At 55.6% G+C, this 14,359-nt stretch carries 12 protein-coding genes and 1 pseudogene; 3 read left to right on the forward strand and 10 right to left on the reverse strand.

Features of this window, described 5'->3' with window-relative positions:
* Positions 1-37: 37 nt before the first annotated feature.
* On the forward strand, positions 38-640 hold the full coding sequence (locus SK58_RS05215) for a helix-turn-helix domain-containing protein (protein WP_017692633.1): 603 nt from the start codon (positions 38-40) through the stop codon (positions 638-640).
* 34 nt (positions 641-674) lie between these two features.
* On the opposite strand, the gene SK58_RS05220 is transcribed toward SK58_RS05215, so the two are convergent.
* The 9 genes and pseudogenes from SK58_RS05220 to ygjG form a co-directional block, all read right to left on the reverse strand.
* Positions 675-1,391 (reverse strand): fimbria/pilus periplasmic chaperone, encoded by a 717-nt coding sequence (locus SK58_RS05220; protein WP_017692634.1) that lies wholly within the window; start codon positions 1,389-1,391, stop codon positions 675-677.
* Positions 1,384-1,905 carry a fimbrial protein gene (locus SK58_RS05225; protein WP_017692635.1) on the reverse strand — a complete coding sequence of 174 codons (522 nt, stop codon included), beginning with the start codon at positions 1,903-1,905 and terminating at the stop codon, positions 1,384-1,386. The genes SK58_RS05220 and SK58_RS05225 overlap by 8 nt, the downstream gene beginning before the upstream one ends.
* Before the next feature lie 9 nt (positions 1,906-1,914).
* Positions 1,915-2,460 carry a fimbrial protein gene (locus SK58_RS05230; protein ID WP_032649605.1) on the reverse strand — a complete coding sequence of 182 codons (546 nt, stop codon included), beginning with the start codon at positions 2,458-2,460 and terminating at the stop codon, positions 1,915-1,917.
* Between the two features lie 9 nt (positions 2,461-2,469).
* Positions 2,470-3,478: pseudogene (locus tag SK58_RS05235) on the reverse strand (fimbrial protein).
* Positions 3,479-6,103, reverse strand: a complete 2,625-nt coding sequence (locus SK58_RS05240; RefSeq protein WP_048219465.1) for a fimbrial biogenesis usher protein — start codon at positions 6,101-6,103, stop codon at positions 3,479-3,481. It abuts the pseudogene before it with no gap.
* Positions 6,104-6,163: 60 nt separating this feature from the next.
* Positions 6,164-6,874: a fimbria/pilus periplasmic chaperone gene (locus SK58_RS05245; protein WP_048219467.1), complete on the reverse strand. Its 711-nt coding sequence runs from the start codon at positions 6,872-6,874 to the stop codon at positions 6,164-6,166.
* Between the two features lie 46 nt (positions 6,875-6,920).
* Complete coding sequence (locus tag SK58_RS05250; protein WP_017382406.1) at positions 6,921-7,454, reverse strand: fimbrial protein; 534 nt, start codon at positions 7,452-7,454, stop codon at positions 6,921-6,923.
* A 71-nt stretch (positions 7,455-7,525) separates the two neighbouring features.
* Positions 7,526-8,068, reverse strand: a complete 543-nt coding sequence (locus tag SK58_RS05255; RefSeq protein ID WP_017382405.1) for a fimbrial protein BcfA — start codon at positions 8,066-8,068, stop codon at positions 7,526-7,528.
* Between the two features lie 602 nt (positions 8,069-8,670).
* The gene (gene ygjG, locus SK58_RS05260; RefSeq protein WP_048219470.1) at positions 8,671-10,050 is read right to left on the reverse strand and encodes a putrescine aminotransferase; all 1,380 of its coding nucleotides are present in this window, start codon (positions 10,048-10,050) and stop codon (positions 8,671-8,673) included.
* 422 nt (positions 10,051-10,472) lie between these two features.
* Between ygjG and SK58_RS05265 the strand changes: the two genes are divergently transcribed.
* Both SK58_RS05265 and SK58_RS05270 read left to right on the forward strand, forming a co-directional pair.
* Complete coding sequence (locus SK58_RS05265) at positions 10,473-11,993, forward strand: methyl-accepting chemotaxis protein (RefSeq protein ID WP_048219471.1); 1,521 nt, start codon at positions 10,473-10,475, stop codon at positions 11,991-11,993.
* A 238-nt stretch (positions 11,994-12,231) separates the two neighbouring features.
* On the forward strand, positions 12,232-13,791 hold the full coding sequence (locus SK58_RS05270) for a methyl-accepting chemotaxis protein (protein ID WP_045349761.1): 1,560 nt from the start codon (positions 12,232-12,234) through the stop codon (positions 13,789-13,791).
* Here SK58_RS05270 and SK58_RS05275 read toward each other — a convergent pair.
* The gene (locus tag SK58_RS05275) at positions 13,788-14,282 is read right to left on the reverse strand and encodes a PadR family transcriptional regulator (RefSeq protein WP_017692641.1); all 495 of its coding nucleotides are present in this window, start codon (positions 14,280-14,282) and stop codon (positions 13,788-13,790) included. The two genes, SK58_RS05270 and SK58_RS05275, sit on opposite strands and share 4 nt — an antisense overlap.
* Between the last annotated feature and the right edge of the window lie 77 nt (positions 14,283-14,359).

The raw sequence follows: 14,359 nt of genomic DNA on the forward strand, positions 1-14,359 counted from the left end.
ATCCTGTATTGACTGTTTTATACCATGGTAGTGACCAATGACTGATAAAGTCAATATAATGACCGATGCGGGCGCCGATGTCGCCCAGGTAAGCCTGGCCGTGGCGAACCGTATCCGCAGCTGGCGGAAAGAGAAAAAGCTGTCGCTGGACGAGCTTTCCCGCCGCGCCAGCGTCAGCAAAGGCATGCTGGTGGAGATCGAAAAAGGGGCTGCCAACCCCAGCATTGCCATTCTGTGCAAACTGGCCGCCGCGCTTGGCGTCTCGGTGGCAGATATCGTTAACGTCTCCAGCGAGCCGCAGGTACACATTATTCAGGAAGAGGCGATCCCGGTTCTGTGGCAGGGCGCACAGGGCGGTTATGCCAGATTGCTGGCAGGCACCGCAGGACCGGACATGATTGAGCTGTGGCAGTGGGAGATGCATCCTGGAGAGACTTTCACCTCTCCGGGACATCCGGCGGGAACGTTTGAGCTGCTGCACGTGAACGAAGGCATATTAACCCTGACGGTGGACGAGACGGTGGTACAGGTTAATGCTGGCGCGTCGGCGGTAGCGAAAACGGAAGCGGCGCACGGCTATGCCAATGAGGGAGAAAAAGTGCTGCGCTTTACCATGACGGTAGCGGAGTTTCACCGCTAGTGTCGGTCCGCTGCCAGGATACCCCCGCGAGCAATTATTTCACCGTGCGGGCGATCGAGGGCAATATCCGCCCCTCGTCGCTCAGCGACTGCCAGGTGAGCTGGCACCTGACAGTCCCTTTACACCAGTCCGTTCGTCGCTGGCTCAGAGGGGCGACAACGCCGGCGTTATCCACCCGCGTTCCGTTAACGGAAAGCTGATACAGCGTAACGTAATAAGGCGACGGGTTTTCAACCGTCAGCCCGTCGGCGGTCAGCTGCCAGCGTAGCTGACGATAGGCCAGCGCCGGTTCGCCCTGAATCCCCTCCGGGCGATAGATAAACTTCATGCTGGAACGTACCGCCATCTGAACGTTATCGCTGTGACGCTGGCTGGCCGGAATGGAGGCAATGCTTAGCGTGAAAAGCGTTTCGCGATCGGCAGGAAGCGGCGCATCGGCGCGAAACAGACGGATCTTATTCTCACGTCCGGGCTGGAGTGCAAAAAGTGGCGGCGTCGCGGTAAACCACGCGGTGGCCGCTTCGGGGGGCTGCTGCGCCCCCGGCCATCGGCCGCCGCGATAAATTTTTGTGCCAATCAGATACGGCAGTGAGGACTTATTGCGCACGGTGACGCTGATAGCGCGCTGATCCTGAGGATAAACAAACCGCGTGCCGCCAATCACCACCCCGGCCTGAGCAGGCAAGAGCCAGAAAGACGCGGCGGTCAGCAGGGCTATCCCCGCTTTTTTCAGCAGGCTGGCCTCACGCATAGGTCAGCACAAAGGTGGCGGCAGCGTTAGCCACCCCCGGCGTAACGGCGTTCGTCACGGCGAGGTAGCGGGCGTAAAAATGCAGCGCCAGGGTGGTCTGGTCATTGCTTAGCGCGAACGGCAGGCTTTCATCCCCCATGGCGATCAGCGATTTATCAGGATTATAGAGGCCGATAGCCACGCCGGTTGCATAGTCCGGCCCGCCGGTCAGGGCCAGCAGATCGCTATTGTTACCGTCCGGCGTGCCTTCAAAATGGGTGCTGACGGCGGATAACCCGGCGCCGCAGGCTTCAAGGTTAATAGTGAACGGCTCATAGGGCGTTTCGTTTTTTTGCCCGGCCAGCTGGCGGGCCGCCACATCATGCATCTCCACTACCAGCTGTTCCGAGCCGGGGGAGACAATACAGGTTTTGCCTTTCACCACGCCGGTAATATAGACCGTGCCGTCATGGGCGAGCGTCTTGCCTGACAACAGCAGCGCGCAACAGATAAATAACCTGTTCAGGATCGTCATTCTGTCTCCTTACTGGTAAAGCAGATCGAAATACATCACGGCGGTGGCGTTGCCGGTGGTGACCGTCGGCAGCGTAGATTTATAGCGCAGGAAGAAGGTCAGCGTGTTATCGCCCGGCAGCAGGGGATATAGCGGCGACTCGGTATTATTGATCGGGACAGACGCCCGCGCGCTGTCGAGCAGCTCGACTGCCAGTCCGGTCGCCATCATGTGCTGCGTCCCTTTTCCCGTATCTGATAAGGCAAGCAGCTTGGGATCGTTGGCGTCCGCGTCGCCGGTAAACCAGACGGTCGTGCCGCCGATTGCGCGGGTGCAGTTTTTGAGCGTGATGGCAAACTGCTTTTCCGGTGTCGTGGCGCCCACGCGCGGAAATTCCTCTGTCGTAAATTCACCCAGGTCGATCGTTTGCTCTGCGCTGTTAGTATCGACGTTACAGGATTCCCCAACGATGGTGCCGATAAACTGCACGTTAAAGCTTGTGTCGTCAGCCTTCACCAGCGGCGGGTTTAACAGGGCCACGCTCAGCCATACGGTGTTTTTCCATGAAATGGTCATTACGCTTCCTCAGGCGAAATCAATGCGTAACAGCGCCAGCGCCCTGAAGACGCCCAGCTCTGGCGACTGCCCGGTGGTGCTGATGGGGTAGGCTTGCAGCGTCACGTCCGCGCGTCCTGACATATCCGTGGTAAAGGGGACGCTGCTTGAGAACACGTTTGGCCGCAGGATCTCGCCCTGCGGGCTGGTCACGACGACGGCCACGTCCGGGTTATCCGTCGCCAGCGCGTTGGCGAAACGAGCGTCTGCCGTCCCCTGTACCCGCAGGGTGAGCTGCGCCGGTGAGTTGACATCAGCGTTGCATTCGATCGGCACGGTAAAGGTTTTTGGCGCTACGCTGTCGGGTCGCTGTCCGGCCTGGGTGAAATCGCCGTGGTAGAGTGCCCCAAAATCGACGGTGACGGATTGCCCGGCGTTAATCACGCAGTTTTGCGGGACGGTTATTACGCCGCTGTAGGTGATCTGATAAACGATTACGGTGGGCCGGTCATTTTCCGTCGTGGTGACATAGACGTTAAACATCAGTTTCGGCGGGATCACGACCGAGCCGATGAACGGCCTGACAATCTGTATTTTGAAGGTCAGATTGCTGTCGTTCACCGGGAAGACGCCGCCCGTATCCACCTCTTCGTGCCCCCCCCATGTGGACATACTCCACCGGCGGATAAAAATCGCCGATGGTGGCATCATGGATTTTCATCGCACCGATAATATAATCCGGATCAAGCTGTAAATATTTCCACTCGCCTTCCGTTTTGACCACGGGGAAAGGTGAGATATAGGTACGATAGGTGCGCTTCTCCCAGTTGCCTGGGGGACAGGTGGCGTTGACGTGGATATCCTGGGTTCGGTTCAGCTCTGTACCGTTGCCCTTGATGTTTTGATCCGTGGTGAGCGTGGTGGTCAGATCGTAATTCACCATGGAAATTCCGCCGTTAGCGTTTTTGCACGTTGCGGCCAGGCTGCTCAGCGAAAAAAGTAGCCCAGCGGCAGAGAGAAGCATCATCCTTAATTTCATTTATGAACACTCCATGGTGATCCGCAGCAGCGGCTGTTTGCTTTCAGGTAAGTGGTAGTTGGCCGTACAGCGCTTATCCGCCCCTTCTCCCCATTGCGCCTTCAACACTCCCTTTTGGCTCAGGCCGGAGAGGTAGGTTTCGCCTTCTTCGCCTACGATGGTGTCGCTGCCGTTATCGTCGCGGGAAACCATGGCGCCAAACGGCACCGGCTTGCCGTGGTAGCGCAGCGTTACCAGCGCGCGTGCGCCCAGACGGGCGTTAAACGTGGCGCGCACGATGGCGCCGTGGGTCGGCACCACGCTGGTGACGGCATCATCGATATCCATGGCGTCTGAGAGGGAGTTAATGTCCAGCGCCATCCTGTTCAGATGGTAGGCCGAGGCGTAAGGCACCACCGCATAGCCGCGTCCGTCGGTATGGATACCGGGTTCATTCTCGACGCTGACGTCCGCTGCGCCCGGTACGGCAATCAGCACGTTGGTATCACCCAGTGGCTGGCTTAAGGTGATGCCGTTGCGGTGGGCTACCACGCCTCCGCTCAGGCCGTAGGTTACTTCCCGATAATCGCCGTTATCGCTGTAGTTGTAGCCCAGGCTGGCGTTGCCGTAGGCGGCATCGTATTCCAGACTGGCGGAACCTTGCGAGCCAGCCCCCTGGCTGGCATAACCTTCCTGCACGCTGTAGTTAAGGTTGTTCTCCGCCAGCAGCGTGCCGTTAATCCCCGCGTTCTGAGATGTTTCTCCATGTTTATTGGCGCTCATGCCGTAGGTGGCATAGGCGTAGTTCCGCTTCTGGCTGACGTCATTGGCAGGTGAAAGCCACTGGCTAAGCGGGAAGGAAAGGTTAATCGCATAAATCTCATCGCTATCCGACATGCCCGGCGATTTGTTGTAGTTGTAGGTCAGGCTGTATGAGATCCCGGCCCAGGTACCGCTGTATCCCACCTGGACGAGCGTGTTTTTGTCGTCCGTGTGCCAGTAGCTCTGCTGGCTTCCGGTCACGAACAGCGAGCCGAGCCCGCCTAGCTGCTGCGAAATATTGAATTGAAGCTTGCCGCGTTTAGTCCAGTTGAGGTTGTAGTAGTCCAGCCAGTTAGTGGCCTCATTCGCGTCATCCTGCTCCGCATCGCCCGTATAGCCCTGCATATGTGTGTAGGTTGTCTCATCCAGGTTATAGAACCCGGACGTGGAGTAGCGGTAGCCCAGCAGCTGGAAGTTCGTACCCATCTTGTTGAGGGATTTGGCATACAGGAAACGAAGAGACTGCCCCGTATGGCTGGTGTCGTCGGCCAGCGTACTGCGCGCGTGGGTAACGTCGAAAGAGACGGCGCCAAAGTTGCCCATATTGAGGCCAGCGCCAAGAGCCAGCGCGTAATAATCGCCGGAAAGCTGTGAGCCGCCATAGACGGTTACGCCCTGCGGTAGCCCCCAAATCAGCGTGCCCTGGGCAAAATTCACCTCGTCCTGCTGACCGTTATTGCTGCGGTACTGTGCCGCCGTCAGGGCATACTTCACCCGCCCTTCGCGCTGGAGGAGCGGTACGGCGGAGTAAGGAACGGAATAGCGGGAGATACTGCCGTCCGTCTCCTTCACTTCCACTGTGAGGTCGCCGCTGGAGGAGGTTGGGAAGAGATCGTTAATGGCGAAGGCGCCGGGCGGAACGTAGCTCTGGTAAAGACTATAGCCGTTCTGCTTGATGGTGACCTGCGCGTTGCTTTTGGCAATTCCGCGAATGGTGGGCGCAAAGCCTTTCATGCTGTCTGGCAGCATGTTGTCGTCCGAGGCGATCTGCGCGCCGCGAAAGGGAAGGCTGTCAAAGATTTCCGACGAGGTATAGCTATCGCCCACCGTCAGTCTGCCCTTTAGCGGAATCACCGTCCGCTCAAGATAGGTGTTGATATGTTCCCATTCGCTATGGCGGTTCTCGTCGCTGTTATAGTAGTTCCACGTCGAGTAGTCCCGCAGACGCCACGCACCAAGATTCACCCCGCTGTTCAGGCCGAGGAAATAGCTTTTGTGGGGTGTGCCGTTTTCGCTGCGATCGCGGCTGTATGAGCCGCTAAAGTTATAGTTCAGCAGCAGAGCGTTAATACCTTCATCCCACTGCTCTGGCGGGATATAGCCGCGCGCGTTGTTGCGTAATGCGGCCTGCGGAATGCTGATTTCCAGACGCTGCTGTTCGAAATTAAAGAGAGTGGCAGCGGCCGGAATAATGGCGGCAATGTCCACGCAGCTGTCGGCTTTCGCGGCGGCCAGCGCCGGGAATGCCTGAACGTTGACGCCCAGGTTTTCATACGCTTTGGGCGTCAGGCAGGCCATTAGCCCCGTGTCGTCGCCCTGTACGGCTCCGTCCGTTACGGTTCTGGCGATAAAGTTGATATCGCGGGTGGTGACAAATGTTCCATTCAGCCAGAGATCCACGCGATAGACGCCCGGCGCCTGGCCATTTGTTGAAAAACGGGAGAGATCCGCCACGGCGGAAGGATCGCTCGACAAAAATGCCGGGTTAAAAAAATACTCCGCGCGCACGGTGATGGACGAAAGGAGTCCCGCAATCGTCAACGCCAGCGGCGTTAGCGACGCTCTGACGAGCGCGTTAAATCTTCGTGGCTGAACACGCTTCATGTCTTCCCTTACCTGCGAGGCTTTTAATGACAAAACGTCATACGTAACGCCGTATACGACTTATTTCGCGCATGACTGAACGGGCGTGTTGGCACCAAAGTCATTAACGGTCTGAAACCTCACGCTGCCAGTGCCGCCACCGGGGATCTCCACCACCAGGTTATTTTTGGGCGCTACCATGTTATTTGCCAGTTGCGTGTTGCCGACGAAAAACTGAACCAACGAAACGTAATAAGGCGATGGATTGGTAATAGTGACTTTTCCATTGGTGACTGAGCAGGTTAATGTTTTGGGCGCATCAATAGAGAGCGACGGCAATTTTTTCGGCCGGATAAAAAGTTTAATAACGCTCTGGGTGGCAATTTGTAGCGTATTACCGGAAAGCTTATTTTTCTCGACGGAAGGAATGGCTTTGCTGTTCAGATAAAAAACGCTTTCACGATCGACAGGCAGATCGGGGCCCACGTACATAATACGCAGGGTATTCTCTTTTTTAGGATGGATAACAAACAGCGGCGGCGTAATGACAAAATCCGCTGATTTTGCCCCTTCGGCATTGGACACCCAGCTCTGAATTAAAAAAGTGGTATTCGTTGAAGAGTTAATAATGGCTAATGAAGCCTGCTTATCACCCTGGGGATAAATCACCCGGGTTCCCCCGAGCGCGATACCGCCTGCGCTGGCAGAACCGGCCACCCCCATCGCGAACAGAGCCGTTAGCGCGCCAGCTATCAGACGAGTCAGTTTACAGCGTGATGTAATGATACGCATTGTTCCCTCAGTTTCTCATGTGTCAGGCTTCTTGCCTGTGAGTCAGTTATTGGTAAAAAACGATGAACCAGACCTGCGCGTTCGCGGTACCAGCGTTGACGCTATCTTCGGTGGCGCGATACCTGGCGATATAGCTCAGCCGGTTTTCACCGTCCTGCAAAGGTCTGTACCAGGGGGGCGCGGTGTCTGGCTTTACCAGGTTCCCCATCGCATCGAATAGACCGATACCAATCCCGGTGGCGGCGCCAGGCCCATAGCCCGCGCGAAAAACCTGGGGATCGTTGCCGTCAGACTCGCCGCTAAACAGCACCCCGGCGCGCTGGCTTACGCTGGTGTCGCATGCTTCCAGCGTGATGAAGAAGGGTACCGGTTTGGCCCAGTCACCGGCGGCGATGAACTGGCTATTGCGTACCTGTCCCATATGCACGATTTGATCCTGGGAATCCATGCTGACGGAACAGGCCGCATTGACGACCTGACCCTGAAAGGTCACGCTTCCATCGTCCTTTGCCGCGGCTGGCAATACGGCAAAAAGCGCAGTGCCGGCTATCAGCAGCGCCCGATTTATGGATTGCTGCATTGCGAACTCTCTAACGCTTGCCGGACAACGCTTCTCTGCCCGCAGGCGAAGAAGCGAGATCGGCTAACGAATCAGGAATAAACCATCTGGAACGTTGCGACGGAGGAGACGTTGCCCGGCTCGGCCGCGCCTGTGGCCACGTAATCCACGCTCAGCGGGATGATGTTTTCGCCGTTGATCAGCTTAACGTTGGAGGAGGTATCGCCAATGTTCAGCGCCTGGCCGTCCGGCCCGAACAGTTGCAGCGCAACGTTTTTGGCCGAGCCTGCGCCAGCGGTGTTCGCCAGGCTGCCTTCTACAGCAGGGTCCTGCTGGCCGTTAAAGATCACGGCGGCATTCTGGCTAACGGTGGCGTCGCAATCTTCCAGAACGATTTTAAAATCTTCTTTCTGGTTGGCCTGCATGCCGACCGTTGTCAGCTTGACGGTACGCACCTGGCTCAGGGTAACGGTCTGGTCTACGGAGTCAGCCGCGACGGAACAGGCGGCGTTTACCACCTGGCCGACAAAGTTGACGGTCCCGCCGGAAACGGTAACGGTATCGGCCTGCGCATTAATTGCCATGCCACCAGCCAGCGCGCCGGCAACAGCCATTGCTATAACTTGCTTTTTCATACAAATCCTTTTTAGATAAACATCATGCTGTCAATTGAAATAATATATTCACAATGTCATGTGAATCTTTTTTCGAGGCAGTGGTATAGGATATGTTTTTAGATTAATATATTATTTTTACCCAGGGCGTTGTTACTGGTTTTATATCATCCGCCACTGCGCTGATGAATGAGGGGATTCTACGGATTAAATAATATTATATCAATGTGATAATGGGTTGATGTTTTATTAGTTTTACTAAATATAAAATTAACTCATAATTTATTTGTTTGAATGATATTGCACGCCGTCAGAACCGCATTTCTATTCGCTGGTCGGTTTTATTAATGTCTGCGATGAATGTCATCGTGGTTTTGTAAATAATGCAAGACGTTACGGCTGTCATTATTCGGACATGCGTTGGGAATGCGGTGGTGTTATTATCCGGCTGCTTTTACAATCTGATATTACATAAAGAAATATTTTAAATTTATATGATGAACCGTGTTTGCACTTATGCACATTATTCCTCAGTCTGACTGCATAAAGAAATCCCTGGCGTATCCCAGGGATTTCTTTGCATATCGCCCTGATACTGCTAAAAGGGCAGGAAAAATAAATGCTCAGGCGGATGTTACGGCAATATGTAATGCCGCCAGCGCCTTACGCGCCGCCTTCAGCACCTGCTCACACTGCTCAATGGTAAGCGTCAACGGTGGCTCAATGCGGATGGTTTTCGAGTTGTTAAGCGTTCCCGCCACCAGTACCCGCTGGCGGAACATCTCGCTTGCGAAGCTAAAACCGGTTTCGTTATCAACGAACTCAATCGCCATCAGCATCCCTTTCCCGCGCGCATCCTGTACCAGATCCGGATATTCCCGGCCCAGCTGACGGAAGCCGTCCAGCAGCATGTCGCCTTTCTGCTCCGCTTGCGCGGGCAGGTTTTGCTCCAGCAGCACGTTGATGGTGGCCAGCGCCGCCGCACAGGCCAGCGGGTTACCGCCAAAGGTGGTGGTATGTAAGAACGGGTTATCGAACAGCACCGAGAAGACCTCCTCAGTGGCGACCGTTGCGCCAATCGGCATCACGCCGCCACCGAGCGCTTTCGCCAGGCACAGAATGTCCGGCTGAACGTTCTCGTGTTCGCAGGCGAACATCCTGCCGGTGCGCCCCATCCCGGTCTGCACTTCGTCGAAGATCAGCAGCGCGCCAAACTCATCGCACAGCTGACGCACGGCGGGCAGATAGCCCTGCGGTGGGAGGATCACGCCGCCTTCACCCTGAATCGGCTCCAGGATCACCGCCGCCACGTCGTCGCCGGTTTTACGGCATTCACTCAGCACGGTGCGCATGGCGTTGATGTCGCCAAACGGCACGTGGCGGAAGCCCGGCAGCAGCGGCATAAACGGCTTGCGGAAGGTAGATTTAGCGGTCGCCGACAGAGCGCCCAGGGATTTCCCGTGGAACGCGCCGCTGGTGGCGATAAAGGTAAATTTCCCGCGCGGTGACTGGTACGCCTTAGCGAGCTTGAGCGCCGCTTCGACCGATTCGGTGCCGCTGTTGCTGAAGAAGCTGTATTTCAGCTTACCGGGCGTTAAGGCTGCCAGCGTTTTCGCGAGCATGGCGCGAAGCGGATCGAGCAGTTCCTGGCTATGGAGAGGTTGTTTCGCAAGTTGATTCTGTACGGCGGAAACCACAACTGGATTACGGTGCCCCACGTTGAAAATACCAAAACCCCCCAGGCAATCGATAAACTCCTGTCCCTGGGTGTCGACAAGCGTATTCAGACTGCCCGCTTGCCACTCTACGGCTCCGTAATCCCCGCCGGCGGTAACAGATTTGCGATACTCCAGAAAACCTGGATTCACATGCTCCTTAAAGTAATCAATGACCTCACGGTTAAGTTGTTTCATCTCCTCATGATCAAGCGTTCGCTTCTCAATGAGATTCAGTGCGTGCGCGGTACAGGCAAGAGCCGAGGCGCTGGAAGGTAACCTGTTCAAAATATGCTCCCGGGGATCGCGTATCACATGATACTGAGTTAAGTATTGCAGGGATTACGCCACCTCAGATGCCTTAACAAAAATCGGGATAAACGCCAGGTGAAATCAAAGTTGCACAATATTTAATCATGCCATCGCGCGCCGCACGGGATAAGGGATAACGAGCCGGGGATGGGGTGTCGTCAATTGCACTGCTCCAGGGCAGGGAATGCGCCTTAAGTGTGCACCGGGGTATCATGCTTTGTAGGTAGTTTCATGCCGAAAGTATTTTAAATCAATTAATTAGAAAAACGCACGAAAAGTGCGGTTTAACCGAGATTTGCGATCTCAATCATATTTAACAACTAAAGATAAATTTTTTATCGCCGAAAAAACATAAGCCACAAAATTAACATTCAAATAACCTGCAAGGGATGCTCACTATGTCCTCTCCTGACTATGTCACCCAGAATGAATATCCGCTGGACGATGACACCACGCTTATGTCGACCACCGACCTCCACAGCTACATGACCCACACTAACGACACCTTTGTGCAAGTGAGCGGCTTTACGCTCCAGGAGCTGCTCGGGCAACCGCACAACATTGTGCGTCATCCGGATATGCCGAAAGCGGCTTTTGCCGACATGTGGTACACGCTGCAAAAGGGCGAACCCTGGAGCGGGATTGTCAAAAACCGACGTAAAAATGGCGATCACTATTGGGTACGTGCCAATGCGGTACCAATGGTGCGTAACGGCCAGATGACGGGCTATATGTCCATTCGTACCCGCGCCACGCAGGACGAGGTCGCCGCGGTGGAGCCGCTTTATAAGGCGCTCAACGAAGGACGCTGCAAAAAACGCATTCATAAAGGGCTGGTGGTGCGCAAAGGCTGGCTCGGCAAATTACCGGCGATGCCGCTGCGCTGGCGCGTGCGTAGCATAATGGCGGTACTTTTCGCGGTGATGGCCGCAACGCTGGTTGCCAGTGCCGCGGGCTGGGCTTCGCTGGCGGCGGCAGCCGTGGTGATGCTGCTTGGCACCCTGGTGTTTGAGCAACAGATTGTCCGCCCGGTGGAAAACGTCGCACGGCAGGCGCTCAGGGTCGCTACCGGAGAGCGTAACAGCGTGCAGCATCTTAACCGCAGCGATGAACTGGGGCTGACGCTGCGGGCCGTCGGACAGCTGGGGCTGATGTGCCGCTGGCTGATCAACGACGTCTCCAGCCAGGTGGTGAGCGTGCGCGACGGTAGCGACAGGCTGGCGCAGGGCAATGAAGATCTCAACGACCGCACGCGCCAGACCGTGGCTAACGTGCAGCAGACCGTGGCAACAATGAACCAGATGGCGGCGTCGGTGCAGAGTAACTCTGAGACCGCAGCCGAAGTCGACAAGCTATCGATGGCCGCCAGCAGCGCGGCCACGCAGGGGGGCACCGTGATGCAGACCGTGGTGAAAACCATGGATGACATTGCCGACAGTACCCAGCGCATTGGCTCTATTACCTCGCTTATCAATGACATCGCCTTCCAGACCAATATTCTGGCGCTGAACGCCGCGGTTGAGGCGGCACGCGCAGGTGAGCAGGGTAAAGGCTTTGCGGTGGTGGCGGGCGAAGTGCGTCATCTTGCCAGCCGCAGCGCGAACGCGGCTAACGATATTCGCAAGCTGATCGACGCCAGCGCCAGCAAAGTGCAGTCGGGCGCCGATCAGGTCCACGCCGCGGGACGTACTATGGATGATATTGTCGAGCAGGTGAAAAACGTCACGCAGCTCATCGCGCAGATCAGTCACGCCACCTCAGAGCAGGCGACAGGCCTGACAGAGCTGACCCGTGCCGTGGCAGAGCTGGACAGCATTACGCAGAAAAATGCTGACCTGGTCGAAGAGAGCGCGCAGATTTCCGCGATGGTTAAGCACCGGGCCGGACGCCTTGAAGATGCGGTTACCGTGCTGCATTAAGAAATGCATGCTTCGATAAAGCCGTTTATTCCTCCGGGGTAAACGGCTTTTTTGTTTTCAGAATAAGTTATGTTGTTAATGAAATATTAAGTAACTAAAAAAAGCACCCGGTTTTTAATTGTTACAATCCAGATTCATTGATAGTGAAAAATAAAAAAACGATCAAAGTCATAAAGTTAGCGTGTTTCCTGTCGATAACAGCGATCGTCTGAGAAATAATCACATCGATGGGGTAAATATGTTCATACATGACGTAAAGATCGGCACGAAATTATTTCTGGCGTTTGGATTATTTATTGTCCTGATGGTCGTCAGCGCAAGCTTGTCTCTGATGAGCCTGAATCGGGCAAACAATGGAATGCAAACCATCCTTACCAGCGACTATCCAACGACGGTAAAAGCGAACCAGTTAATCGACAACTTCCAGGAATTTATAAGCACGCAGCAGCTCATGCTGCTGGACGAACAGGGGACGTACACGGCGCAATCAGAGCAGCGTCTGAAGGCGATCAGCGACCGCATCTCCGCAATCCTGAGCGAGCTGGACAACGCTCTCAAGGATAAAAAATCCCAACAGGTGCTGGCCGATATCCACGGCGTACGCCAGCAATATCTTGACTCGCGCTACCGCATTTTGCAGGCCGTGCAGAATAACGACCGTGCGGGCGCGATAAACGAAATGATGACCAACACCCTGAATCTGCAACAGTCCTATAAAGCGAAAGTGCAGGCGCTGATTGCGATCCAGGACCATGAAATGCAGAGTGCGGGCGAGCAGGTGGAAGGCGATTTCCGCACCAATCGTCTCCTGCTGGTCCTGATTACGCTTTTCAGCGTCGCGGCAGCCAGCCTGACTGGCTGGTTCATTGTGCGATCCATTACCCGACCGCTGAACGACGCGGTGAATTTTGCGGAGGCCATTGCCGATGGCGATCTCACCGGCAGCATTATCTCGCACGGTAAAGATGAAACCGGACTGCTACTCACCGCACTGATGGAGATGAAAACGCGCCTGCTGGAGATTGTGCAGCAGGTGCAAACCGGATCGGAAAACATCTCCAGCGCCGCCGCGCAGATTGTCGCGGGAAACCAGGATCTGGCTGCCCGCACGGAGGAGCAGGCCAGTTCCGTTGAACAAACGGCCGCGTCGATGGAGCAGATCACCGCTACGGTGAAGAACACCGCGTCCCACACCGGAGAAGCGACGAACCTGTCTGCCGATGCGGCTGCCGTGGTCAAAAACAACGGCGAGATGATGAAGCAGGTCACCAGCAAGATGCGCCTGATTAACGAAACATCGAACAGGATGTCCGACATTATCGACCTGATCGACGCCATTGCCTTCCAGACTAATATTCTGGCGCTGAATGCGGCGGTCGAAGCGGCGCGCGCGGGTGAGCATGGTCGTGGCTTTGCGGTGGTGGCGGGCGAGGTACGCCAGCTCGCGCAGAAAAGTGCAACATCTGCGAGTGAGATCCGCCAGCTGATTGAAAGCTCCACAAGCCAGACGCAGGACGGCATGAACCTTGTGGAGAAGGCCAGCGGGCTTATCAACGGCATGGTCGGCAACGTAGAGGAGATGGACGTAATCCTGCGTGAGATTCGCCAGGCCAGCCACGAACAGACGGAAGGCATCTCGCAGATCAACAGCGCGATTGGCCTGATAGACGCCACCACCCAGCAGAACTCCGCGCTGGTGGAGGAGTCCGTTGCGGCGGCCGCATCCCTTAACGAACAGGCGATGCACCTGAAAGAGCTGGTCCGGGTGTTCCGCGTGAGCGACGGCGTGCTGGCTTAATCCAGCTGGGAGATCTCCAGTGCCGCGCGGTCAATCACGCCGATAATCTGTTTCAACTGCGCGTCGCTGAGCTCTCCCTGATTAACCTTCAGATCCAGTACCGCTTTGAAGTTATCCAGCGCCCGCTTCATCTGCGGGTTTTTGCGCAGCTGGAAACCGACGGAGCGCGCCTTGATACGCGTCTGGATCTGCTCCAGCTGTTCCCGGTTATTTTCCAGCCACTGTTCTCCGGCGGCGTTAATCGCAATCCGCTTACGGCCGTTCTCTTCTTCGGTAATGGTGATAAGCGCCTGATCCTGCAAGTAATCCAGCGTCGGATAGATCACGCCAGGGCTTGGCGTGTAATGTCCCTGCGTCAGGTTTTCGATCTCTTTAATCAGCTCGTAACCATGGCTCGCGTTGCGGGTCAGGATATCCAGGATCACCAGCCGCAAATCGCCATGACCAAAAAATCGTGGCCGGCGTCCGCCGCCGTCGTGTTCGTGTCGCATGTTTTTCCCTCAATTTGATATATCTAAACTATATCTAAGATATATTCAGATGTAATCTAAAAAATCTTGATTTCTTA

The organism is Enterobacter sp. BIDMC93 (genome assembly GCF_001037805.1).
GTDB lineage: Bacteria > Pseudomonadota > Gammaproteobacteria > Enterobacterales > Enterobacteriaceae > Enterobacter > Enterobacter hormaechei_C.